The 23925-nt window shown below is 66.0% G+C and carries 16 protein-coding genes; 7 read left to right on the forward strand and 9 right to left on the reverse strand.

Annotated elements, in window-relative coordinates; translation table 11 throughout:
* Nucleotides 1-231 precede the first annotated feature (231 nt).
* The 4 genes from RQP53_RS20635 (at nucleotide 232) to RQP53_RS20650 (ending at nucleotide 6557) form a co-directional block, all read left to right on the forward strand.
* A complete protein-coding gene (locus RQP53_RS20635; protein WP_315652578.1) occupies nucleotides 232-2472 on the forward strand; it encodes a hypothetical protein in 2241 nt (746 codons plus the stop codon).
* 335 nt (nucleotides 2473-2807) lie between these two features.
* Nucleotides 2808-4847, forward strand: coding sequence for a M13 family metallopeptidase (locus tag RQP53_RS20640; RefSeq protein ID WP_315652579.1), 2040 nt, complete (start codon nucleotides 2808-2810; stop codon nucleotides 4845-4847).
* 93 nt (nucleotides 4848-4940) lie between these two features.
* Nucleotides 4941-6002, forward strand: coding sequence for a tRNA preQ1(34) S-adenosylmethionine ribosyltransferase-isomerase QueA (gene queA, locus RQP53_RS20645; protein ID WP_315652580.1), 1062 nt, complete (start codon nucleotides 4941-4943; stop codon nucleotides 6000-6002).
* Between the two features lie 96 nt (nucleotides 6003-6098).
* The gene (locus RQP53_RS20650) at nucleotides 6099-6557 is read left to right on the forward strand and encodes a GyrI-like domain-containing protein (protein ID WP_315652581.1); all 459 of its coding nucleotides are present in this window, start codon (nucleotides 6099-6101) and stop codon (nucleotides 6555-6557) included.
* Between the two features lie 18 nt (nucleotides 6558-6575).
* Here RQP53_RS20650 and RQP53_RS20655 read toward each other — a convergent pair whose 3' ends face one another.
* Nucleotides 6576-7844, reverse strand: a complete 1269-nt coding sequence (locus RQP53_RS20655) for an alpha/beta fold hydrolase (protein WP_315652582.1) — start codon at nucleotides 7842-7844, stop codon at nucleotides 6576-6578.
* Between the two features lie 490 nt (nucleotides 7845-8334).
* On the reverse strand, nucleotides 8335-9633 hold the full coding sequence (locus RQP53_RS20660; RefSeq protein WP_315652583.1) for a hypothetical protein: 1299 nt from the start codon (nucleotides 9631-9633) through the stop codon (nucleotides 8335-8337).
* 150 nt (nucleotides 9634-9783) lie between these two features.
* On the opposite strand from RQP53_RS20660, the gene RQP53_RS20665 reads away from it, so the two are divergent.
* Nucleotides 9784-10464 (forward strand): response regulator transcription factor, encoded by a 681-nt coding sequence (locus RQP53_RS20665; RefSeq protein WP_315652584.1) that lies wholly within the window; start codon nucleotides 9784-9786, stop codon nucleotides 10462-10464.
* On the opposite strand, the gene RQP53_RS20670 is transcribed toward RQP53_RS20665, so the two are convergent.
* The 3 genes from RQP53_RS20670 to RQP53_RS20680 are packed head-to-tail and all read right to left on the reverse strand — an operon-like array spanning nucleotide 10421 to nucleotide 14223.
* The gene (locus RQP53_RS20670) at nucleotides 10421-12712 is read right to left on the reverse strand and encodes an ATP-binding response regulator (protein WP_315652585.1); all 2292 of its coding nucleotides are present in this window, start codon (nucleotides 12710-12712) and stop codon (nucleotides 10421-10423) included. The two genes, RQP53_RS20665 and RQP53_RS20670, sit on opposite strands and share 44 nt — an antisense overlap.
* Nucleotides 12713-12751: 39 nt before the next feature.
* Entirely contained in the window at nucleotides 12752-13348 is a 597-nt protein-coding gene (locus RQP53_RS20675) for an IMPACT family protein (RefSeq protein ID WP_315652586.1), read from the reverse strand.
* A gap of 38 nt (nucleotides 13349-13386) precedes the next feature.
* On the reverse strand, nucleotides 13387-14223 hold the full coding sequence (locus RQP53_RS20680; RefSeq protein ID WP_315652587.1) for a substrate-binding periplasmic protein: 837 nt from the start codon (nucleotides 14221-14223) through the stop codon (nucleotides 13387-13389).
* A 93-nt stretch (nucleotides 14224-14316) separates the two neighbouring features.
* Between RQP53_RS20680 and tgt the strand changes: the two genes are divergently transcribed.
* Nucleotides 14317-15444 (forward strand): tRNA guanosine(34) transglycosylase Tgt, encoded by a 1128-nt coding sequence (gene tgt, locus RQP53_RS20685; protein WP_315652588.1) that lies wholly within the window; start codon nucleotides 14317-14319, stop codon nucleotides 15442-15444.
* 53 nt (nucleotides 15445-15497) lie between these two features.
* On the forward strand, nucleotides 15498-16022 hold the full coding sequence (locus tag RQP53_RS20690) for a hypothetical protein (protein ID WP_315652589.1): 525 nt from the start codon (nucleotides 15498-15500) through the stop codon (nucleotides 16020-16022).
* A gap of 9 nt (nucleotides 16023-16031) precedes the next feature.
* Here RQP53_RS20690 and RQP53_RS20695 read toward each other — a convergent pair whose 3' ends face one another.
* The 4 genes from RQP53_RS20695 to RQP53_RS20710 are packed head-to-tail and all read right to left on the reverse strand — an operon-like array spanning nucleotide 16032 to nucleotide 23876.
* Complete coding sequence (locus tag RQP53_RS20695; RefSeq protein WP_315652590.1) at nucleotides 16032-19133, reverse strand: CHASE domain-containing protein; 3102 nt, start codon at nucleotides 19131-19133, stop codon at nucleotides 16032-16034.
* 1 nt (nucleotide 19134) lies between these two features.
* Nucleotides 19135-21408, reverse strand: coding sequence for a PAS domain-containing sensor histidine kinase (locus tag RQP53_RS20700; protein WP_315652591.1), 2274 nt, complete (start codon nucleotides 21406-21408; stop codon nucleotides 19135-19137).
* Between the two features lie 18 nt (nucleotides 21409-21426).
* Nucleotides 21427-22290: a phosphate/phosphite/phosphonate ABC transporter substrate-binding protein gene (locus RQP53_RS20705; RefSeq protein WP_315652592.1), complete on the reverse strand. Its 864-nt coding sequence runs from the start codon at nucleotides 22288-22290 to the stop codon at nucleotides 21427-21429.
* 53 nt (nucleotides 22291-22343) lie between these two features.
* The gene (locus RQP53_RS20710; protein WP_315652593.1) at nucleotides 22344-23876 is read right to left on the reverse strand and encodes a methyl-accepting chemotaxis protein; all 1533 of its coding nucleotides are present in this window, start codon (nucleotides 23874-23876) and stop codon (nucleotides 22344-22346) included.
* Nucleotides 23877-23925 lie beyond the last annotated feature (49 nt).

Consider the following 23925-nt stretch of genomic DNA (forward strand, 5'->3'; position numbering starts at 1 on the left):
GGCTGCGCCTTGAGCTCAGGGGCGGCGCTGCGCACTTGCCGCTTCACGCTCAGCTGGCGGAGCTCGCCTGGGAAACGTGGAGACTGTTTGGCCTGACCGTATGCCTGCCTAACGCCGCCTCTGATCGGCTACCATCTCCGCCGTGCAAAGCGCAATAGCGCGGCATTCACAACAGTGAGCATCGAAACCATCAGCAATGGCATGCGGTGACTCCAAAAGAGGGAGACGGAAATGATCAAACGACATTGGGTACCGGGCATCGCCTTCGTCATCCTGCTTTCAGGATGCGGAGGCGGAAGCGGAGGGGGCGGCACAGGCCAACCCGACCTCGTGCAGCCACCGCCCGAGGCAACATTCCGGTTCGGCGCCGGATACGGCATCGAGCAAAGCCAGCGGCTGGCCAATATCGTTGTCAGCCAGACGGGGCATCTCATCAATTACGGGCAATTCGCTGTTGACCTGGCTCATCGGTTTGCTCGTGCGGGTGGCTCGCTGTCGGTGACAGCACGCTGTGCCTTCACCGGCACCATTGCCTTGCAACTGGATGATCGCGACAGCAACGGCTACGCATCGCCAGGAGACGTCATCTCTGCGACCCTTGACCAGTGCGGCGTGCCGATCCTGGAGCGCAAGGTCAGCGGCAAAGTCAGGCTCGAAGTTCTCTCTGCAGACAAGTCCGTTGACCAGGCTGTGAAGGCGCGGCTGACAGTTGCAGACGAGCTTCAGGTGAGCTGGATGGAGGACATGCCCATCGGGGCATTCGACCTGACAGCTACGCTGAAAGGGTCCCTGACGGCAGAGTGGTCAGAAACGGCTGTGGGCTCGCAACTGCGCGTGCTGTCCAGCGAAACGGACAACTGGAGAACGACCGCCGTGCGCGATGCACGCCCGGTGACTGAGGTGCTCAGCAAGATCGACGTGATCAAGCGCGTTCGCTATGACCTCGCCTCATTTGAGACTACGGCGGTCTTCCTGCTGGACACGGGCGCTCTTGGAGGCGTGATCAAGGTGAGCACGCCACACGCCTTCACGGGCAATCTGAATGCCCCGGCGAAACAGTTCGGCATGCAAGCCGGGCTGGCGGATTACCTCTTGGATATTGAGCCGGCGCCCGACTTCTCTGTTGTCTACGCCCGGGCCAAACTGACGAAGCGCACAACTCAAAGCGTGGTAGACACCAGTTTAGTCGCAGTGGAGGAGTTAGCCCTCGTCAGTGACGTCCGCACTGGCCTTTGGAGCCCCCTATTCGGCACCGACGGCGAGAGTGTCAGGGTTCTGCTGCCATGGCAGAGCGTGCTGATTGAAAGCAATGTGGACCGCGCCTCTGCCCAGAGGGGGGGGGGCGCAGGACAGTTCGAATACACGAAAGCAGACGCACTTTTTCAGCGACCTGTTGCAGCCCGCCCAGATCTCTCGCAGGCAGGGGCCAGCTTCCCTCTGCAGTTCGGCCGCGCTGTGGCCGACAACAGCCCCAGCCTGCAATTCCGCTTTGTCGACACCTCGGGGTCGTTGTCACGGCGTCTGCCGAGTTGGAACGTCGCCGCGACTGCCGAACGGCAGGGGGCGGCCTATGCTATCCGCCCCTTGGAAACGTTGCGCCAGGGCCGCGATTACCAGCTCGAGGCTTCCGTTGATGGCATGACGTGGGGGCAGCCTATCCAAGTCAAAGATGCAAAAGGCAACGCGGTTTGGACCAGCGGCACAGGCTTCTTGGCTCAATTCCATACGCCTTCCCTCATGAAGGTGGACGTCAGCATGAGCCCTGCCTTGATCGTGGATGGCCAAAAACCGAGTCGCCTCCAGACCAGTGTCGAAGTCAAGAGCGGCACGACGGTTGCGACCCACCGATGGGAGCAACTCAGCGGGCCGACTGTGCTAATCAATGACGTCAACATCGCGGAACCGCTGGTCTCATATCCGGACGCAGCGTCGCAGGTAGTCAAGCCCGTGGTGTTGCAGCACACGGTGACAGACACTCAAGGGCATCAGGAGAAGACCCGACTGAATCTTCTGGTGGGCGCGGTTAGTGGCCAGGGGGCGCTCTTTGTCTGGGATCAGGGCTACGACGGAGCCTCCCGGGCGGGAGACGCGGTGCTGGGGATCGGCTCGGTCTTGGTGGATGCCGATGGATCTGTGGTGAGCCGAATCGGCGACGCGGACCCGTTGCTCCAATCCCCCGTCTTTAGCGTCGCTGCGCCGTCCGGGACCATGCTGCAGCTAGGCACCTACGACAACGCTGTTCGCTCGCTGAAGCCGGGGCCGCAAGCGAGCCTGTGGACGAGCCTCTTCTGTTACGGGGACGACGAAGCGTCGACGAACGCATTTACTGTGCTTGACATCGGCCGTGACAGCGACGGCCGGGTGACACGATTGGCGATCGACTTTACGCAGCGCTGCGTAGGCGGGCACCGGGACTTCCTTCGTGGCAGCTACCGGTTCAACAGCACGATCCCTGTGACCTCATCGCCGTGATGGCGGTCCTGGCGTTCAATGGCCGCAAGCTTCGGGCTTTGAATTCGCATACCGATGCGAAAGCGCTTGTGCCGGGCAGCGAGGGCGACCGAGGCAGTTGATCAAGGTGCGGCCAGAGCCGCTGCCCTCCGTTGCTGTTGAATGGCGGCTTACGCATTCAGCTAAGCCGGCCTACGCAGCCGTCGCGGTTTCAGGGTTTCTCCGCCCCTCTTTCGCAGGCTCGCCGTGCCTTCGGGCACGTCCGCTGGAGGCGGCTTCTCGCTTAGGCTTCGCCACCTGATCGGCGGCGCTACCGCCCGCCGGCCCCACACCTTCAATGTCCAGGATCGAAGATGATGAACCCGACCCGTAAATCCCTGCGTCTGCTGCCTTTGGTCGCCGTGCTGCTGAGCGCCGGGCTCGGCCATGCGGCCGGCGCGCCCGAAACGATCAAGTCCGGCCTTGATCTGCCGAATTTCGACCGCAGCGTCCGCGTGCAGGATGATTTGTTCCGCGCCGCCAACGGTGGTTGGCTGAAAAACACCGAGATCCCGGCCGACAAGTCCTACTACGGCAGCTTCATCAAGCTGCGCGACCTGTCTGACCAGCGCGTGCGCGCCATCGTCGAGGAACTGACCGCCAAGCCGCAGGCCAAGGGCAGCGTGCAGGACAAGATTGCCGCCTTCTACGGCGCCTATGTCGACACCGCGGCCATCGAGAAGGTCGGCCTGGCGCCGCTGCAGCCGCTGCTGGCCAGCATTGATGCGATCCAGTCGGGCAAGGAACTGGCCGGCTGGCTGGGCCGCATGCAGGGCGTGGTCAACGGCCCGGTGGCGCTCGGCGTCGATCCTGACTTCAAGGAGCCGCTGGTCAACCGCACCGCCACCTGGCAGGGCGGTCTGGGCATGGCCGACCGCGACTACTACCTGAAGGACGACGACAAGCTGGCCAAGGTGCGTGAGGCCTACCGCGTCTACCTGACCGAGCTGGCCCGCCTGGCCGGCGAGAAGGACCCGGCTGCGGTGGCCGCCGGCGTGTTCGCGCTGGAGCGCCAGCTGGCCGAGACGCATTGGAGCAATGTCGACAACCGCAACCCGGTCAAGCTCTACAACCCGATGACGCCGGCCGAGCTGGCGAAGCGCGCGCCGGGCTTTGACTGGAGCGCCTTCTTCACCGGCGCCCAGCTGGCCGGCATCGACCGGCTGTCGGTCTCGCAGCCCAGCATGGTCGAAGGTGCGGCCAAGCTGTTTGAGAGTGTGCCGCTGGCCAGCTGGAAGCAGTACCTGAAGCTGCGCGTCATCGACGAGAACGCCGTCGTGCTGCCGCAGGCCTTCCGTGCCGCGCATTTCGCCTTCCACGGCAAGGCGCAGACGGGCGCCACCGAAGAGCGGCCGCGCTGGCAGCAGGGCATTGGCGAGGTCAATGGCGCGCTCGGCGAGGCGATTGGCCAGGTCTACGTTGAACGCCATTTCCCGGCTGCCTACAAGGCGCGGATGCTGGAGCTGGTCGGCAATCTGATGGCCGCCTACCGCGAGTCGATCAATGGGCTGAGCTGGATGTCGGCCGAGACCAAGGCCGGCGCGCAGGCCAAGCTGGCCAAGTACACCGTGAAAATCGGCTACCCCGAGGTCTGGCGCGACTACAGCAAGCTGGAGGTGAAGGCCGGCGATGCCCTGGGCAACCGCGTTCGCGCCGGCCAGTTCGAATGGCAGCGCCAGGCCCAGCGTGCCGGCAAGCCGGTCAATCGCAAGGAGTGGTTCATCACGCCGCAGACGGTCAACGCCTTCTATGACCCGACGCGCAATGAGATCGTCTTCCCGGCCGCCTTCCTGGAAGCGCCCTACTTCGACATGAAGGCTGACGACGCGGCCAACTATGGCGCCATCGGCGGCGTGATCGGCCACGAGATCAGCCACGGCTTTGACGACCAGGGCAGCCAGTTCGACGGCGACGGCGCGCTGCGCAACTGGTGGACCGAGACCGACCGCAAGGCCTTCGAAGCGATTGGCGACAAGCTGGCCGCCGAGTTCGACAGCTACGAGCCCATTCCCGGCAAGAAGGTCAACGGCCGTCTGACCATGGGCGAGAACATCGCCGATCTGTCCGGCATCCAGGTCGCCTACAAGGCCTATCTGCGCTCGCTGGGCGGCAAGCCGGCGCCGGTGCTGGACGGCTACAGCGGCGAGCAGCGCTTCTTCCTCGGCTGGGCCCAGGCCTGGCGCAGCAAGGCCCGCGAGGAGCGCGTGATGCAGCTGCTGACCACCGACCCGCACTCGCCCGACCAGTTCCGCGCCAACGGCCCGGCCGGCAACACCGATGGCTTCCACCAGGCCTTCGGCACCAAGCCGGGTGACGCGATGTACAAGCCCAGCGAGCAGCGCATCCGCATCTGGTGATGCGGGGAGGGCGCCGAGCCAAGGGCCTGCGAGGCCGTGGGACAATCGGCGCCCCTCCCACTGGCACGGGTCTGTACAGCCCTCAGCACCATCATGACGCGCAGTTTCACCGTCAGCGACTTTGATTTCGAACTTCCCCCCGAACTGATCGCCCAGCATCCGGCGCCCGAGCGCAGCGGCTCACGGCTGCTCGATGGCCGCGGCGCTGCGCCGGTGGATCGGGTGTTTCGCGAGCTGCCCGGGCTCTTGAACCCCGGCGATCTGCTGGTGTTCAACAACACCCGGGTGATCAAGGCGCGGCTCTACGGCGCCAAGGCGACCGGCGGTTCCGTCGAGGCGCTGATCGAGCGGGTGCTGCCAGGAACGCTGGAAGTCTTTGCCCATCTGCGCGCCAGCAAGAGCCCCAAGCCGGGCAGCTGGGTGCGTTTCAATGACGCTTTTGACGCCGAAGTGCTGGGCCGTTGCGGCCCCGACGGCGGCATGTTCCATCTGCGTTTCCCCAGCGATCCCTTCGCGCTGCTGGAGCAGCACGGCCATGTGCCGCTGCCGCCCTATATCGAACATGCCGACGAGGCCGACGATGTGCGCCGCTATCAAACGGTGTTTGCCAAGCAGCCCGGCGCCGTGGCCGCGCCGACGGCGGCACTGCATTTCGATGAGGGCGTGCTGGCCGCGCTGGCCGAGCGCGGCGTCGGCACCGCGCATGTGACGCTACATGTGGGCGCCGGCACCTTCCAGCCGGTGCGCGTCGAGCGCTTGAGCGAACACAAGATGCACAGCGAATGGTTCGAGGTGCCGGCCGAGACGGTGGCGGCGATTGCTGCCACGCGGGCGCGCGGTGGCCGCGTGCTGGCCGTGGGCACGACGACGCTGCGTGCGCTCGAGTCGGCCGCGCTCGGCGGCGAGCTGCAGGCGGGGGCGCGCGAGACCGACATCTTCATCACGCCGGGCTTTCAGTTCCGCGTGGTGGATAGTCTGCTGACCAACTTCCACCTACCCAAGAGCACGCTGATGATGCTGGTCAGCGCCTTTGCCGGTTATGAACAGGTGATGGCGCTGTACCGCCACGCAATCGAGCAGCGCTACCGCTTCTTCAGCTATGGCGATGCGATGTTGCTGGAGCGCACGGGCGATGGAGTTGCTGAGCCGCGCTGACTTTTCCCTGGTGTGTAATGGCCATCGCCTTGGGCAGGCAGCAAGCAGCCGGCCCGCCAAGCAAGCGTTCAGTTTTCACCATACAGGGAGCAGGCCATGAGCTTCACCACCATCGATCAGCCGGCCTTCAAGGTGCAGGGCCTCGGCGTGCGCACGCGCAATGCCGACGAGATGAACCCGCTGACCGGCAAGATTCCCGGCCTCTGGGGCAGCTTCTTTGCCAGCCCGCTGGCGGCCCAGGCGGCCAGCCAGGGCGCTGTTGGCGTCTATCACGGCTACGAGAGCGACTACCGCGGCAGCTTCGATGTGCTGGCCGGTGTGGCGCTGGCCGACGATGCCGCGCCGAGCGCGGGCATGACGGTGGTGGAGATCCCGGCCGGCCGCTATGCAGTGTTCGAGTGCCGCGGGCCCATGCCGCAGGCGGTGATCGCCGGCTGGGGCCAGGTCTGGGCGACTTTCGAGCAGCCGGACGCACCACGGCGCAGCTACCGGGCCGATGTCGAGGAGTACCTGGGCCCTGACCACGCCCGCATCCTGATCGGCCTGGCCGACTGACGCCTCACACCTGCGCGTTCAGCGCTTGAGCGCTGCGCGAGCCGCGTCTAGATGCTGTTGGTAGCCGGCCGTGACCCGTGGGTTGCGTTTGTTGATGGCCGCCAGCTCCAGCGCGCGCTGGAACTGCGCTTCGGCCTGTGCCGGCTGGCCCAGGGTCAGCAGCGCCTCACCCAGGCTGTCGGCAGCGTTGTCTGACTGCGGATAGGCCTGCACATTCCAGCGCAGCAGGCTGGCCGCCAGCGTCGGCTGCTGGGCGCCGAGCAGGCGGTAGGCGATCTCGTTGATATCGGCTTCACCCAGCGCACTGGCTTGCAGGGCGCTCAGCGTGCGGGCCTCGCGCTCCGCCTGGGCGTCAGCGGGCAGCGCTGCGATGGCCTGCAAGCTGCTGTTGAGCGCTTGCAGCGCCTGCTGGCGCGCTTTCACCCGAGCTTGCTCGGCAGCCATCTTGGCGACTTGACGGATCGCATCGGCAAGCAGCGCCGGCTCGTCGTTCTGGATGAAGTGGCCGCTATTGCTGGTGGTGATGTGCAGGCTGTTGCTGAACTGGGCAGCGAACTCACTGTGCAGCCGGCGCCAGGTTTGCATGCCGGCGGGCGTATGCAGCAGCACCTGGGGCTGGGCATAGCGCTTGGTCGAGCTCAGCACCGCGGTGGGCACATCGGGCAGCTGGCGCGGCTCGGGCAGCTGGCCGGCGTCCATCAGCGTATTGATCAGGGCCAGATCGGCGCGGAAGGCCGGTGGTGCGCGGCGCGCCAGGTCCTCGCGTTCGGCCTGCAGCCGAGCGGCGTCGATCTGGCGCAGGCTCAGGTCCAGCTTCTCGTGGGCCGGATCGACAAACACCAGGCCGGCGATCTGCTCGGGGTGGCGCGCCGCGAAATCGCGGATCAGCAGCGCACCGTAGGAGTGGCCCACCAGCAGGTAGGGCGGCTTCAGGCCGGCATCGGCCAGTACCGCCTGCAGATCAGCACCTGCGCGCGCCAGGCTGGGTGGCTGCTGCATGGGGTCGGACTGGCCATGGCCGGCGCGGGAGTAGACCAGCAGCTTGGCTTCGGGCGCCAGCAGCGGCACCAGCTTGCGCCAGCTGCTCAGATCCATGCTGAAGCCGGCCTCGAACACGACGGTGGATTCGCCTTGGCCCATGCTGATCGCATGCAGCCTGCGGCCAACGACATCGACCATCCGCTCACCGAGCTGGGCCTGGGCCGTGCCGGTCAGCATGATCAGGGAGGCCAGCATCAGGCTGGCCTTGCGGCTGAGGCTGCGGCGCAGCGAGGTGTGGACGGTCATCAGGGTGGCTGTGGCGAAAAGGGGGAGAACTTGCGCGGTGGTAAGGCGCAATGCAGGCGCGCATGATCTGTTTGCCGCCCCCCGCTCGTCCAAGCGTTTGCGACCGGCTGCAGCAGCGGCCGATGGTCGGTTGTGAGCGCTGGCGGGCAGGGCGGGTTTGGCGCCGCGTGGCCTGCAGCGGCGATGCGATCGTCCCTCAGGCCAAGACCCGGCTTTGCTCGGCGGTTGCTCGCCGAAGGACCTTGGCGTCACCGGGCCGGCGCTCTTGCACTCCTTGCCGCAACTGGGTGGCTCGGGCTTCTTGACACAACGCCGGCCTGATTCGATCTCAGGAGCATTGACGTGAATGGGTCACGCAGCAATGCGATGACCGAAGACGAGGCGACTCCGAGGCGATGCTGCGCCTGGCTTCACCTCGCCTTTGCGAAGCCAGGCTGCCCGCTGCCAGGGTCGGGAGGCGCCGAGCCACGCCGTGAAGAAGCCTGGCGCCTCAGGGCGAGATACGCAGCAACTCGTCGGTATTTCCTTCTGGCCAGCGCACCACCATCTTGTTCGCGGTCAGGCTGGTGATTGTGAAGCTGGAGTTGCTCCCTAGACCGGCGCAGCCATTGGTGTCGATCTTGCTGCCGGAGATGGTGACCTTGGCGCTGGCTGTGTCAACGCTGTAGCTGGACAGCTCGATACCGGCCGGTGCCTTGCAGCCCGGATCACTCGCACCAACTGGGTCCATCAGCACAAAGCTGCCATCGGCGAGGAAGATCAGTTTGTGGCGCAGCACTTCGGTGCTCGACTCAATGGCCCAGGCGCCGACCAGGGTGCTGGCCTGGCTGGGGATTCGGCGGAACTCCCAGACCGTGCTGCCATCGGCGGCACTTGCCGTCAAGGTATTGCCGGTGACACGCATGGTCAGCGCCAGTGAGGCGGCGTCGCGGTGGGACAGTCCACTGCTTCCGTTTGTGTCCAAGGTGATTGCATCGACCTTGAAGGTATTGGTCAGCGGATCCCAGCTCAACGTGCCGCTCTCGACACCATTGAGTGCATTGCTGGCCGCGTTGGCGTTGCCCATCATGTACTGGCCCTTGCTGTCGAAGTGCCAGAACATCGGAATGGCCTTGCCGTTTGCGTCATAGGCCTGCCAAATGCCGGTGCTGGCGGTCTGGAACGCGGCATTGGCCGCGCTCAGTGCGGCGCTGGGCTGCACCACGGCTGTCTTGACGCCGGCCGTTGTCAGGATTTGGCCGAGCGCCGTCTGTGCAGCGAAGGCGCTCGGCGCCTGCGTCAGGTCCAAGGCGGGCAAGGTGGCTGCTTGCAGGCTGCTTGGCAAGGTGATGACGGCGGCTTCCGGTGTGGTGTTCAGCGACTGCAGCAGCACCATCAGATTGGTCGCGACATTGGCGGCGCTGGTCGCGTCCTTGCGAGCCAGGTCGGCCGGGTAAATGGCAGCGCTGCCGGTAGCGCTACCCAGGGTCAACGATCCCAGCTTGAAGGTGACTGTCTCAGCTGCGTTGTATCGGTAGGCGCCATTCGCGTCGGTGACGCCGGAGTAGCCGCCCGAGGTGCTGTAGCCGAGGCCGACGACCGGGGCATCGACGAAGATGCCGGACAGGGTCGGCGTTGGCGTTGGCGTTGGCGTCGGTGTTGGTGTTGGTGTTGGTGTTGGCGTCGGCGTCGGCGTCGGCGTCGGCGTCGGCGTCGGCGTTGGCGTCGGCGTTGGACTGCTGTCACCGCCGCCACAGGCGGCCAGCAGGAGGGCGAGGCTGAGGGACAGGGTCAGGCGATGGTTTTGCATGGTGGGCGGTGCAGAAGGGCGGATGCTGAGCTGGCTGACGGCGCGTTGCTCGCAGCGCCGGCCAGCTTGATGTGAAGGCATGCTAGGCAGTCGCCCCTCGGGCCGCCATCGACCAAATGGTCGATGGACATCCCTGGCTATAGTTGTTCCATGCGAATCGCCATCGTCGACGATCACCAACTGGTCAGTGCTGGGCTGGCCGCGTTGCTGCGTACATTGAGGCCCGGACTTGACTGCCGCACCTACTGCAGCCTGAGCCAATTGCTTGAGCAGTTGCCAGCGCACGGGTCGCCGGCACTGGTGCTGCTCGATTTGGGTCTGCCCGACGGCCAGGGGGTGCAGACCCTCTCGCGCTTGCGCGAGCAGCTGGATGCAGTGCCGGTGATCGTGGTGACCGCGGATGAACGGCGCGAGACCGTGCTGGCCTGCCTTGAGCTGGGCGCCTTTGGCTTCATCCCCAAGACGGCAGATGCAGAGTTGCTGCTGTCGCGTTTTGCGGCCGCGCTGGAGGGCTGCATCCAGCTGCCAGGCAATTGGACCGACCCCGCGCCTCAGTCAGCGCAGTCGACGTCGGAGATGTTTTCTGAACGGCAGCACGAGGTGCTCCAATTGCTGCTGCGAGGCATGAGCAATAAGTCGATTTGCCGTGTGCTGCAGATGTCGGAATCGACACTGAAGACCCATCTGGGGGTGATCTTTCGCAAGCTCGGCGTGGGCCGCCGTGCCGAGGCCATGGTCATGGCCATGAAGCTGGGCATACGCTTGGAACTGGTCGATCAGCCGGCGCTCAGTCCGTCGACGCCAGCAGCGCTCGCAACGCCTGAGGGCTGAACGGCTTTTCCAGCCGGGGCCAATCGTCGGGCCAGTCTTGCGGTGCCTGCATGTCGGCGCTCATCAGCAGGACGCGCACGGCGGGGAAGCGCCGTTTCAGCTCGGTGAGCAGTTGGGCGCCGCCCAGGCCGGGCAGCCGATGATCTGACAGCCAGCATTGCAGCGCCGGGCCGCCGCTGTCCAGGTAGGACAGGGCCGCTTCTGCGTCGGCAAAGCCATGGACCACCAGGCCCCAGTACTGCAGTTGTTGGGTGAGCGCCTCACGCAGCACCGCATCGTCTTCAACCAAACCAAGCTGCAGACCATGCAGCGAGCCTGCCGGCGTCGATGGTGTTTCAAGGACTTGAGCAGGGGCAAGGCCGGTCAACGCTTCCAGAGGCAGCAAAACGCGGAAGCAACTGCCACAACCTGGCGCTGAGTGCAGCTCGATGCGATGCCCGAGTCGGCGCAAGGCTTGGGCCACGATGGCAAGGCCCAGACCTGTGCCCAGCGCGCGCGCGCGCGCCGGATTGTTCAGTTGCACAAAGGGCTCAAAGATGCGCTGCTGGTCCGCGGCCGCAATACCGGGGCCGCTGTCTCGGACTTCCAGGCAGGCCTGCTCGCCGCGACGCCGCAGCGCCAGCAGCACCGTGCCGTGCTCGGTGTGCTGGATCGCGTTGCTGAGCAGATTGCGCAGTACCTGTTCCAGCAGCAAGGGCTCCGAGCGCACCCAGGCTTTGCTGGGCCGGACACGTAGGCGCAAGCCGCGCGCGCGGGCCAGAGCTTCGGCATGCAAGGCGATCGTGTCGAACAGCGGCTGAATGGGCATTGGCTGCACTGTCAATTCCTGCTCGTCGCGTTCCAGCCTTGAATAGTCGAGCAGGCCCTTCAGCAGGTCCTCCAGACTGCGCAGTCCTTGCGAAGCCTGCTCCAGCACCTCGCGCTGCTCGGCGTCACGGGCTTGCAGCCGTGCCAGCCCGACCAACAATCCGACTGCCGTCACCGGTTGGCGAAGATCGTGGCTGGCCGCGTCGATCAGGCGGCTCTTGGCCAGATTGGCCGCTTGCAACTCATTGGTGCGCAGGGCGACAACGCGTTCCAGATCGGACTGATAGCGCTCACTCTGGCTGAGGGCCTGCACAAGGCGCTCGACCAGCAGCGAACCAAAGGCCATCATGGCCAGCGGTTGCAGCCAGGGCATCATGAAGCTGCTGGTGATGCTCAGGTGCCCCTGTCCACTCAAATAGTCATGCAGCGCCGCCGCGAGCATCAGCAACAGCGCCGCCGCCAAGGTCTGGCGGCGCCAGCCACCGAGCCGTCTTGCCTGCTGCGTGATCATCCAGATCGCGGGCAAGGCCAGCAGCAACAGGCTCGGATAGGTCCAGGTGCGCCAGAACTCCAGTCGACCGAGCGAGGTGGCGATGAAGCTGCCGGGCAGCAGCAGCAGGGCCAGCCAGCGTGTTGCGACGCGCAGGCGCGGCCAAGAGGCCTCGCTCCAGGCCAGTGCAAACCCAAGCAGTAGCAACGCACTTGACACTTGAGCCAGGTAGTAAAACAGGTCGAGCGCAGCGATCAGCTCGGGCGGTACAGTCACGCCGTAGACGCTGTTGCGCACCGAGGTCAGCAGGCTGAGCGTGGCAAAAAGGCCCAGCGCGCGTTCCTGCCGCCGCTCGGACCAGACCAGCAGAAGCAACAGCGAAAAGCCAGCTGCCAGCATGTTCAGCCATTGCGGCAAGACGGACTGGCGAAACTGCAGCCAGTTGTAGCCCGGGCGCAATTCGGCCGCCGGTCCCAGCCAAAGTTCAGACAGGCCACCGCGGCGGTGGTAGTAGAGCTCCAGTTCCAGCTCATTGCTGCCGACGCGCAGCAGCCGACTGGGCACTTCGAGCCAGCTGATCACCGGCGAGGCATGAAGCCGGGACTCGGGCGTGTCCGCCGAGGCATGGACCAACTCGCCGTTGAGCCAGACGCGATGCCAACGACTCATGCGCTCGGCACGCAGGACCCACGCCTCACTGTCGACAGGATCCTGAAGCAGCGAGAAGCTGATGCGGTAACGGCCACTTCCCGCCGGCGACAGGGCGCGCTGCTTCCAAGTGTCTGGCAGTGCCACGGACTGCTCCTGCACGGCGCCGGGCGCAGCGAAGTGGGCCTCGCGGAGCTGCACCGATTGCTGAGCGTGGGCGATGCCCGCCCCCAGCCAAAGGCTCAGCGCCAGCAAGGCCAACATCAGCAGGCAAGGGCGCGGGGAGTCCGATCGCAGGCGCATGAAGGAAGCGTAAGGGCGCGGAGGACGTGCGAGCCTAACTCAGTCCCCAACCGGGCGCAGCCAGCCCAGACGGCCCTGGCACATCTCGTTGAGGCGCGCTACAAATCCGGCGGCCGCCGGCTCCGGCAGGGCAAGCTGGAATTCGACTTGCGCGCCATGCTGAACCTCGATCAGTTGAGCCTGAGCCAGCTCGATCTCGCGGCGCAGCAAACCCTCAAGAGCGTAGGGCAGCGTGCAGCGCAGCGGCGCCAGGCGCACCAGCGGCACCTTCTCGGCCTTCAGCAGCGCCTGGGCGACGGCGTCGGTATAGGCGCGCACCAGGCCGCCCGCGCCCAGCTTGCTGCCGCCCCAGTAGCGCACCACGGTGGCCAGCACGCCTTCGAGGTCCTGGTGGCGCAGCACCTCCAGCATCGGGCGGCCGGCGGTGCCGCTGGGTTCGCCGTCGTCGACCGCGGCCGATTGGCCGCCGGCCAGCAGTGCCCAGCACACATGCACTGCGTTGACGTGCTGCTCGCGCAGCGCCTGGACCCGAGCCTGGGCCGTGGCGCGGTCGGCACAGGCCTCGACGCAGCCGATGAAGCGGCTCTTCTTGATGATCAGTTCGCTGTGAACGGGGGCGGCAAGGCTGCTGGGCATGGCGCGATTGTCGCCGGCTGTGGCGAACGGCCACGAGTTCAGTGCCCGCTTGCTGGCTCTAGCCGCACGCTGCGCGCCAGCGCTTCACCCAAATGGCGGCGCAGAATGGTATCGACGCTGCCGTCGGCCAGCATCGATAGCATCGCTTGGCGCAGGCGCTGCTTGTCGGCGTCGCTGACGTTCGAGCGTGACACGATCAGGCCATGAGGAATCCGATCTTGTGCCGCCCAGTCGAGCAGGGTCCCCTGTTCAAGCGTGGGATCGCGGCGCAGCATCGCCGCCCAGCTGGTCGGCAGCACCAGAATGAGATCGGCGCGGCCGGCCCGCCAGACCTTCACGACGCCCTCGAAGTCAGCCATCTCGACAACCCGCTTCTCGGCCCGTAGCTGGGCCAGGAAGCTGTCATAGCTCGGGCCGTGCTTGAAGCTTTTGACCACGGCGACCAGGCGCCGACCATCGGCCAGGAAGGCCTCCATGCTAGGCAGCTCTGCGGCCAGCTCGCGACGCATCAATGCAAAGTTGCGCGTCTGGAAATAGGGCATGAATTCGGCGAACCGTTCGCGCTCTGGGGTCGCGATGCCGGACACGCTGATGTCCAGCGTCTGCTTGGCCAACCGACTCCAGATTCGCGCCCGCGACTCGATCACGGTATCGAACTTGCAGGTGCTGCGGCGGGCCAGCTCATCGACGACGTCTTTGTCGATGCCGCTGTAGTGACCGTCCGGCTCACGCTGGAACAGCACGCCCAATTCGTAAAAGGCCAAGCTGTAGGGGCCGCATGCCGGCGGCGTGTCGCCGGCGCGGCAGACCGAGGCGCCCATCAGCAGGCCCTGCAGGAGCAGGACGATGACCCGGAAGTGTTGGACCGCTCGCATGGCGAAGCCCTGGACAGCCCGTTGTAACGGGTCTTTGAGCGCCCTGAGCTGACAAGTCTAGTTCGCCCTGCCAGCTGCGACAATCGAGGCATCATGCTGAAGTTCGACCTGCTCAAGACCGAAGGCCGCGCCCGTCGCGGCACGCTCACCCTCAACCATGGCGTCGTGCAGACGCCCATCTTCATGCCGGTGGGAACCTACGGCACGGTGAAGGGGGTGATGCCGCGCTCGCTGGAAGAGATGGGCGCCCAGATCATCCTGGGCAACACCTTCCACCTGTGGATGCGCCCGGGGCTGGACATCATGAAGCAGTTCGGCGGCCTGCATCGCTTTGAAAGCTGGGACAAGCCCATCCTCACCGACAGCGGCGGCTTCCAGGTCTGGAGCCTGGGCGAGATGCGCAAGATCTCGGAAGAGGGCGTCAAGTTCGCTTCGCCGGTCAATGGCGACAAGCTGTTCCTGACCCCAGAGATCTCGATGCAGATCCAGACGGTGTTGAACTCCGACATCGTGATGCAGTTCGACGAATGCACGCCCTACGAGACCAAGGGCCACATCACCACCGAGAAGGAAGCCCGCGCCTCGATGGAGATGAGCCTGCGCTGGGCCAAGCGCTGCCAGGACGAGTTCGCGCGGCTGCAGAATCCCAACGCGCTGTTCGGCATCGTGCAGGGCGGCATGTTTGAGGGTCTGCGTGACCATTCGCTGGCCGGCCTGGCCGCGCTTGATCTGCCCGGCTACGCGATCGGCGGCCTGTCGGTCGGCGAGCCCAAGGCAGACATGCTGCGCGTGCTCGACCATATCGGCCACCAGCTGCCCGCGCACAAGCCGCGTTATCTGATGGGCGTGGGCACGCCGGAGGATCTGGTCGAGGGCGTGCGTCAGGGCATCGATATGTTCGACTGCGTGATGCCCACCCGCAATGCCCGCAACGGCCATCTGTTCACACGCTTCGGCGATCTGCGCCTGCGCAACGCCCGCTTCAAGACCGATGAGCGTCCGGTTGACGAGACCTGCACCTGCTACTGCTGCAGCACGTTCAGCCGCGCCTATCTGCACCACCTGGACCGCTGCGGCGAAATGCTCGGCCCGATGCTCACCAGCATCCACAACCTGCACTACTACCTGAACCTGATGACGGAAGTGCGCGAGGCGCTCGACCAGGGCCGCTTCGAGGCCTTCCGCGCTCAGTTCGCTGCCGACCGAGCGCGCGGACTCTGAAGCCGGCCACCATGCGTTTCGGCACCGGCCAGCGCTGAAGGCATGATGGGCCGATGCTGAGGTCTTTGCTTCGCTTGCTGCTGCAGCCCTTGCGCTGGCTGGCGCGGCTGCTGCTGGCGCTGCTCCTGGTCTTCGAAGAATGGGGCTGGGAGCCGCTACAGCGCGCCATGGCCTGGCTGGGCCGCCTGCCGGTGTTGCGCCAGGTCGAGGCAGCGATACGGCGCCTGCCGCCCTACGGCGCGCTGGCCCTGCTGCTCTTGCCCACCTTGCTGATACTGCCGGTCAAGATCATTGCGCTATGGATGATTGGCAAGGGCCGGGCGCTGCTGGGTGTCAGCGTCATTTTGCTTGCCAAGGTAGCGGGCACGGCGCTGCTGGCGCGGCTGTTCGTGCTGATCCAGCCGGCGCTGATGCAGCTGGGCTGGTTTGCTCGCCTCTACACGCGGTGGTCGGCCTGGAAGCTGGCACTGCTGGCGTGGCTGCATGCCAGCCTGCTGTGGCGGCAGGCCGCCGCCCTCAAGCGGCTGTTGCGCTGCCGGCTCAAGCGATTGAAGCGGCGCTTCATGCGCATGGCCTGAGGTAGGCCCTCAATCGTTGTCCAGCGGCAGCAACACCGTCACCGTGGTGCCAACGCCGGCCTCGCTCTGCAGTTGCAGCCGTCCTTGGTGCAGTTCGACGATTTCCTTGACGATGCTCATGCCCAGCCCGGAGCCCAGCACATGCCCGGATGGATCGGCGCGGTAGAAACGCTCGGTGACCCGAGCCAGCTGTTCCGGCGTCATGCCCATGCCGGCGTCGCTGACGCTCAGGCTGAGCGTCTCCATGCCGTCGTGCAAATGGCTGCGCAGACGGATGCTCACCGGGCCACCGCCGGGCGAATACTTGTAGGCGTTGGAGAGCAGATTGCCGAGCACCTGGCGCAGCTTGCTGCGGTCGGCCTTGACCGGCCAGCGGGCCGCGCCGTCCCAGTCCAGCGCCGGCGCCTCGCGGCCCTCGGGCACCTGGAAGTCCTGCACCGTTTCATCGATCAGCGCGGGCAGCTCCACGCGCTCATAGACGAAGTCCTCGCCGCGGCGCGCTTCCAGCCGGGCCAGGTCGAGCAGTTCGGTGGTGACGTTCATCATCGCCTTGCACTGGCGATGGATCTTGCCCAGGTAGTTCTTTTGCCGATCGGGCGGCATCTCGCGGTGCAGCAGCAGCTCGGCGAAGCCATAAATGCTCACCATCGGCGTACGCAGCTCATGAGCCGCGGTGGCCAGGAACTCGCTCTTCATGCGGTCGAGCTCGAACTGCTGGGTGATGTCGCGCAGCTGCAGCATGCCGGCGAGACCTTCGCCGCTGCGGTGCAGGGCCAGGCGCAGCACACGCGGATGGGGCTGTTGCAAATTCAGCTGCAAGGCCTCCTGGTCCAAGCGCTCCAGCGTGGGCAGCGGCTGGGCATCACCCTGCTCGGCCAGCGTCTGCAGCAGCGTCTGGATGCTGATGCCCTGTAGCCGTTCGGCGGGCAGGCCGCAGAGCTCGACAAAAGTGGCGCTGGCGTAGCTGATGCGCTGCTCGGCGTCGATGGCGGCAAAGCCGTCCGGGCTGAGCGCGAAGATGCCGGCCATGCGCTCGCCCTGGTCACGCAGCGCGGCCTGGTTGAGCTTGAGATCGTGGATGTCCTGCAGGGAGCCGGCCATGCGCTGGTGCTCGTTCTTGTCATCACGAAACACCTGGGCGCGCGAGCGGAACCAGCGGTAGCTGCCATCCTTGATGCGCAGGCGGAATTCCTCGTCGTAGGGGCGCAGGCCGCGCAGCGCCAGCTCCAGCGCCCTCATCGCCAGCGGCTGGTCGTCAGGGTGCAGCTGGCGGTCAAAAGCGGCCACGGTGGCCGGCAGCTCCTCGGCCGTGTAGCCCAGCATCCGGTAGAGCTGGGGCGACCACCACATGCGGTCTTCGTGGGTGTCCAGCCAGTCCCACAGCCCGCTATTGCCGCCTTGCAGCGCGAGTTCCAGGCGTTCGTTCAGCTGCTGCAGCTGCTGCTCGTTCTCGTGTTGCTGCGTGATGTCCGTGTGCAGCGCGACATAGCGGTCGACCTCGCCATGGCTGTCCAAGGCCGGAGTGATGGTCGTCTTGGCCCAGTACAGCACACCGCTCTTGCTGCGGTTGCAGATTTCGCCTGTCCAGCTCTTGCCGGTGCTGATCGTGCTCCAGACTTCCTTCCAGAACTCGGGGCTGTGCACACCGGAGCTGGTGACGCGATGACTCTGGCCCAGCAGCTCGGCACGGCCATAGCCGCTGACGCTGCAAAAGCCATCGTTGACGTAGGTGAAGCGGCCGTAGCGATCGGTCATGGACACCAGGCAATGCAGGTTCAGGCTCAGCATCAGCAGCTTGTTCTCGCTGACGGCGGCTTCGGCGCGCTGGGTGCTGATCTGCAGATCGCGGGTGATGTTGGCGGCCAGCTGGCGGGCACGCAAGCGGCCGATCAGCATCAGCCAGACCACGGCGCCGAGCAAGGCGCTGAGCGCAATGCCGCCGAGCCCGGTACGCAGGGCCTGGCCGTCGTCGATCTCGCGCATGAAGGCTGGGGTGGCCTCGACATGCAGCGTCAGCGCGCGGTCCAACAACGGCAGCTCGATATGCTTCAGATAGGCCTTCGGACGTTGATGGTCGTGACCACCGCTGGCGATGGTCGAGTGGCTGTCATAGTCGTGGACCAAGAGCTCCTTGCCCTCGCGGTCGCGGTCATAGACCTCGAAGTCCAGCATACCGGCCAGCACCGGCTCGATCTCGTCCAGCAACTCGGCCAGGACCAGCGGGGCGTGGACCAGACCCTGCAGCGCCGCCCTGCGCTCGGGTTCGCCATCGGGCAGCTGTCCGCCGCGGTAGATCGGCAGCAGCAGCAGATAGCCATGGCGCGACTGCCCGTCCTGTACCAGCGTCAGCGCGCCGCTGAGCACCGGCCGGCCCTCGCGCACCGCCTTCTCGACGGCGCTGCGTCGCACCGGTTCGGCGCTCAGATCTAGTCCCAGTGCCGCCTCATTGCGATCCTGTGGCTCGATATAGCGGATGATGAAGTGCTCATTGCCCTTGCCCAGGCCGCGCAGCTGGAAGCGCGTGCCATCGGCGCGTTGGCGGCGTGTGAAATCTTCGAGGGCGGCTGTCTCGACCCGCTCGACAAAACCAAAGCCGCGCACACCCGGAAACTCGACCGGCAGATTGCGGGCATCGATGTAGCGATGGAACTCTTCGCGGCTCAGGCTGCCGCGGCTGGCGTGCAAGGCGCGAATGCCGCGCAGACCCTGCAGCAGGCTGCCAAAGCGCTGTTGCAGCTCGTCGCGCAAGAGCCGCACCTGGTTGTCAAAGCGCGACTGGGCAAGCCGATGGGACTCGACCATTTGTGTCCGCACCAGATAGCCGCTGAGCAGCAGGCCGATGGCCAGCGTCAGCAGCACGCTGACGCGGGCGCGCCGGGTGTCAACAGGGTTGAGCCCCCAGGCTCGGCGGGTCAGCACGCGGCCGCGGAACAGGCCCATCAGCATCAGAGGCACGCACAGCGCGGCCAGTTGCCACCACACCCGCTGCTGCCAGTCCAGCAAGGCCAGCTGTTCGTCGCCGAGCCGCAGCGCGGCCCAAGCCAGCATGGCCACGCCGGCCAGATCCAGCAGGGCGCGCGGCAAGGGGTTGGCGGTACGCGGCTTGGCCATCTCAGGCATCGATATCGCTAGACGCCAGCGCCTGGGCCTCGCGCGCCAGCGGCAGCTGCAGTGTCACCGTCGTGCCCTGGCCAAGTGCGCTGCGCAGTTGCAGGCTGCCGCCCAGCAGCTCGATGATTTCCTTGACGATGCTCATGCCCAGGCCGGTGCCGGGAATGTGGCCGGACTTGTCGGCGCGATAGAAACGCTCGGTGACATGGGACAGCTGCTCGGCGTCCATGCCCATGCCCCGGTCTTCCACCTCGATCTGTAGCAGCGCGGCCGGTTCACCGCTGCTGCGCATGCGCACCCAGACCGGGCCGCCGTCGGGCGAATACTTGTAGGCATTGGAGAGCAGATTGCGCAGCACCTGCAGCAGCTTGCCGCGGTCAACATGGATCAGCTCGCCGGCCGGGCGGAGTTCCAGAATCGGCGCCTCGCGGCCTTCAGGTGGCTTGAAATCGCTGACGGCCTCCTCGATCAGCGGGCGCGGATCCAGCCGTTCGAAGACGAAGTCCTTGCCGCGCCGGGCCTCCAGCCGCGAGATGTCGAGCAGTTCGTTGAGGATGGACATCATCGCCTCGCTCTGCCTGTGCACCTTGGACAGGCCTTCGCGCATCCGCTCGGCGCTCATCGGGCGCAGCAGCATCAGTTCGGTGAAGCCGTAGATGCTGGTCATCGGCGTGCGCAGCTCGTGGGCCGCCGTGGTCAGGAACTCGCTCTTCATGCGGTCGACCTCGATCTGGTGCGTCATGTCACGCACATGCAGCACCTGGCTGACCTGCTGACCGCTGCCTCGATGCAGCGCGAATTCCAACACCCGTGGCAGCGGCTGCTGCAGGCTCAGATTGCGCTTGCCCTCGGACAGCGCCGCGATGGAGAAGCTGGCACCATCCTCGGCGCAACGCTGGCGCAGCGCCCTGCCCAGTTCGGCCTCCTGCCAGCCCAGGGCCTGCTCGGCATGGATGCCCGTCAAGCGCTCGAACGCCGGGCTGATGTAGTCGATCTGGCCGCGGGCGTCGAAGGAGACAAAGCCATCGGGGCTGAGTGCAAAGATGGCGCTGAGCTGGGCCGACTGCGCACCGAGCTGGTGAACCAGGTTGGCAATCATGCTGGACAGCGCCTCGATATCGGACAGCCGGCCCGCTTCCTGGGCCAGATGAACGCCCTCAACGGCGCTGGCATCGCGGCGCTGGAATTCCTCCAGCAGATCGCGCATTGAACGCATGGCCACCGAGCGTGCGCTGAGCTCCTGGCGCAGCTGCGCTTCCAGCCGGTGCTGCTCGCTGACGTCGCGCAGCGCCAGCACCCAGCCGGCCGGTGCGCCGTCCTCACCCTCGATGGCCGAGCGGCTCAGCTCCAGCACTCGCGGGCCTTCGGGGCCATCCAGGCGCAGCCGAGGCACCTCGGCGTGCAACGCGGGCTCGACCATATTCGGCAATAACTGTTGGATGGGCTGGCCAAGCAGCTCGCTGGCCGGCTTGCCCAGCCAGCGAGCCAGCACCGGGTTGGCCAGCACGACCACGCCTTCGCTATTGGTGGTGGCCACGCCGTCGGCGATGGCTGCCAAGGTCACGGCCGCCTGGGCCCGTTCAACCTGCAGCGAGGCGGCGGCACGGTTGAGGATCTCGAAGGTCTGGCGGAACTCCAGCGGTGCGTTGACGTCCTCGACGTGGGAGAGCCGCCCGCCGGCCATCTGGATCTGCTCGCCGAAGGCCTGGATGCGGCCCAGATTGCCGAGCCAGCGCTTCAGCGGGAACCAGACCAGCACCACACCGCTGAGCAGGCTCAAGAGCGCCAGCGACAGTGCGATCAAGGCCTGGCGCCAGATGTCGGCAGCGATGCGTTCGGTCCACAACGTGAAGCGCAGCACGCCATAGTCCTTGCCGCCGACGGCGATGGTGGTGTTGACATCGTCCAAGCGGTTCAGCACCAGCTGGTGCAGCCAGGCCGGCGCGGCCAGCCCCGGCGGCTGTTGACGCTCGGCGCTGATGCGGCCACCCTTCAGATCGATAAAGGCGCCCCCGCGCAAGGCCGGATGTTCAATGGCGCGTTCGATCAGCCGCTTGATGGTGTCGTAGTCGCCAATCACGGCCGACTCGGCAACCGCCGGGCTGACCATGCTGCTCATCGTGTTGATCTCGTCGCCCGCCTCTTCGATGCTGCTGGTCGCCGTGTAGTAGACAAAGGCGCCGAAGCCCAGGCCGAAGAACAGCAGCATGGCTGCCGAATAGAGCAGGAAAACCCGCGCGACCAGGCTTTGTGGGAGCAGGGCGCGCAGTCGCATCGTGGGTTTTCGCCTGCTTCAGCGCAGCTGCGCCGGGGCGCTTTGGTAGAAGCGCCGGTAGGGCGCGTACTCACTGCCGTCCGAGGCGATGAAGTGGGCCTCGGCCGTCAGGCCTACCAGCTGTGAGGCCTGGGTCAGGATCTCCAGCCCTCTGGGGTCCTTGTGCATGGTGACAAAGGCCTGGGCGACGGCCTTGGCATCCTTGTCCGGCACGCGGGCGGAGACCATCAGCGCCAGGTCGTGGAAGGGCTCGGAGCTCCACAGCACGCGGTACTTCTTGCTCTCGCGCCGTGCATAGCCCTCTGCGAGCTGCGAGTTGGCGCCGACGGCGGCGACCTTGCCGCTGAACAGCTGGGCCAGCGCACCGTCCATATTGCCGCCAAAGACGACGCGCACGTCGATCTTCTTGTTCAGCAGCTGCGCATAGCTGACCTTGTAGGCGACAAAGGCCTCAGGCCCGGGAAAGGCGACATCCTTGCCGGCCAGCTGTGACAGCTCGGTAATCGGGGAGTCGGCCGGCACGATGATCTGGCTGTGCAGGGCCGGTGTCAGCCGGCGGCCAAAAACCTTCCAACCGAGCTGCTCGCGCTCGGGGCTGAACAGGTGGTTGGAGAAGACGAAGTCAACTTCCTGGGCGAGCACAAAGGCGGTGGTGTCGGCCGAGGTGCGGCCCAGCTTCAGGCTCAGCTTGACGCCGCTCTTCTCGGACACATAGCTGATGATGGGATTCCAGTACGAGGCCGCCAGCTGGATATTGGCCTGGTTGACCGGTGAGAAACGGTAGCCGGCCTCATCGGCCAGGGCCGGCACCGCCGCCAGCAGGCCGCCAGCGACGAGCAGGCCGGCCAGCCATCGCCTTGGGGTGCTCAGGATCTTCATCATCGTTGGCTCCTGCTTCATCGTGTGACGCGGGCTTGCGCACCGGCGCCACGGGCTCAGAAAAACTCGATGCCTGTGCTGGCGCCGCCCTCATTGGCAGTCGCGCTTGATTTGGCCGCGCCGGCACCTCGTTGCTGCGCCAAGGCCTGGCGTGATTGCTCCAGCAGGCTCAGCAAGGCGGCGTCGTCGCCCAGTCTGAAGGCGCTGAGCACCTCGGCCAGCTCTGCCGCCTGCAGCTCCAGCTCATTGGCGATTTCGCGCGAGCGCTCGGCCACATGCAGGTTCTGCCGCGTGACCTGATCCAGCTCCTTGACCGACATGGTCACGACATCGATGCCCTGGGCATGCTCGCTGGAGTCGGCGGTGATCGATTCGTAGACCTTGCCGACCCGTTGCACCGAACCGACCAGCTCACCCATGGCCGCACCGGCTTCCGAGGCCTGGCGGGTGCCGCGCTCGACCGTCTCCATCGACGCCGAGATCAGCTGCTTGATTTCCTTGGCGGCCTCGGACGAGCGCCCGGCCAGCATGCGCACCTCGGCCGCCACGACGGCGAAGCCACGCCCCTGCTCGCCGGCGCGCGCGGCTTCCACCGCGGCGTTCAGCGCCAGGATATTGGTCTGGAAGGCGATCGAGTCGATCACCGAGATGATGTCGGTGATGCGCCGCGAGGATTGTTCGATCTCCTGCATCGTGTTGACCATATGGGCCACCACCTCGCCACCACGCGTGGCCGATTTGATCGCCTCCGAGGACAGCTCGCGGGCCTCGCGCGAGGCGCGGGCACTGTCCTGCACGATCACATTGATCTGCTCCAGGCTCATCGCCGCATCGCGCAGGCCATTGGCGGTCTGGTCGGTGCGCGACATCAGCTCCTCGCTGCTGCTGCCCACCTCCTGTGCCGCGCCGTGCAGGCTGAACACCGCGTCGCGAACGCGGCGCATCGCCTTGGCCATCCGTTCCTGAACCATCTTCAAGCGGCTGCCCACCGGCGAATCGGTGCGCACGACTTCCAGGTTCAGCCGGATCGCGCCTTCGCGACCCATCGCATTGACGAGGAATTCCAGTTCGAAGCGTTCCTTGGCTTCGCGCTCCAAGCGCGCGGCGAACATCACCAGCGTGGCACCCAGCATGCTCAGCAGCAGGTAGTAGACCCAGATGCGATTCGGCCCTGAGCTGGGCGCGGTGAACAAGGGCTTGTCGCTGAAAACCTGGAAGACCAGATGGTGCAGCGCGTAGAGGCCCAGGCTCAGCGCCAGCGGCCGCCAGTCCCGGTAGGGCAGCAGCAGGCACAGCGAGACGAAGACATTGGCGGCCACGGCCGGTGCGCCTTGCGACACCTTGAGCTGCAGCGCCACCATCGCCACGTTCAGCGCCGCCAACAGCAGGCGGGAGGCCGGCCGCCCGCCGGCGCTGGCCAGGATGGCGCCGGCCAGCAGGGCCCCGAGCAGGCCGCCACCGGCCCCCAGCGACAACTGCCCGCTGGCCTGCGACAGCAGAGCGGCGATCAGCGCATTGGCGGCGATGATCGCCGTCATTACCCGGTCATGGGTGCGGGCGACATGAGCAAGCGCCGGATGTGCATTCATGGTCCGAGTTCACCTTTTGTGGGAGCAAGCAATACTAATTCGGCCGGTT

The organism is Roseateles aquae (assembly GCF_032337115.1).
GTDB lineage: Bacteria > Pseudomonadota > Gammaproteobacteria > Burkholderiales > Burkholderiaceae_C > Roseateles_C > Roseateles_C aquae.

Coding starts and splice junctions, on each gene's coding strand:
- RQP53_RS20635 (WP_315652578.1), top strand. CDS start 232: ATGATCAAACGACATTGGGTACCGGGCATCGCCTTCGTCATCCTGCTT.
- RQP53_RS20640 (WP_315652579.1), top strand. CDS start 2,808: ATGAACCCGACCCGTAAATCCCTGCGTCTGCTGCCTTTGGTCGCCGTG.
- queA (WP_315652580.1), top strand. CDS start 4,941: ATGACGCGCAGTTTCACCGTCAGCGACTTTGATTTCGAACTTCCCCCC.
- RQP53_RS20650 (WP_315652581.1), top strand. CDS start 6,099: ATGAGCTTCACCACCATCGATCAGCCGGCCTTCAAGGTGCAGGGCCTC.
- RQP53_RS20655 (WP_315652582.1), bottom strand. CDS start 7,844: ATGACCGTCCACACCTCGCTGCGCCGCAGCCTCAGCCGCAAGGCCAGC.
- RQP53_RS20660 (WP_315652583.1), bottom strand. CDS start 9,633: ATGCAAAACCATCGCCTGACCCTGTCCCTCAGCCTCGCCCTCCTGCTG.
- RQP53_RS20665 (WP_315652584.1), top strand. CDS start 9,784: ATGCGAATCGCCATCGTCGACGATCACCAACTGGTCAGTGCTGGGCTG.
- RQP53_RS20670 (WP_315652585.1), bottom strand. CDS start 12,712: ATGCGCCTGCGATCGGACTCCCCGCGCCCTTGCCTGCTGATGTTGGCC.
- RQP53_RS20675 (WP_315652586.1), bottom strand. CDS start 13,348: ATGCCCAGCAGCCTTGCCGCCCCCGTTCACAGCGAACTGATCATCAAG.
- RQP53_RS20680 (WP_315652587.1), bottom strand. CDS start 14,223: ATGCGAGCGGTCCAACACTTCCGGGTCATCGTCCTGCTCCTGCAGGGC.
- tgt (WP_315652588.1), top strand. CDS start 14,317: ATGCTGAAGTTCGACCTGCTCAAGACCGAAGGCCGCGCCCGTCGCGGC.
- RQP53_RS20690 (WP_315652589.1), top strand. CDS start 15,498: ATGCTGAGGTCTTTGCTTCGCTTGCTGCTGCAGCCCTTGCGCTGGCTG.
- RQP53_RS20695 (WP_315652590.1), bottom strand. CDS start 19,133: ATGGCCAAGCCGCGTACCGCCAACCCCTTGCCGCGCGCCCTGCTGGAT.
- RQP53_RS20700 (WP_315652591.1), bottom strand. CDS start 21,408: ATGCGACTGCGCGCCCTGCTCCCACAAAGCCTGGTCGCGCGGGTTTTC.
- RQP53_RS20705 (WP_315652592.1), bottom strand. CDS start 22,290: ATGATGAAGATCCTGAGCACCCCAAGGCGATGGCTGGCCGGCCTGCTC.
- RQP53_RS20710 (WP_315652593.1), bottom strand. CDS start 23,876: ATGAATGCACATCCGGCGCTTGCTCATGTCGCCCGCACCCATGACCGG.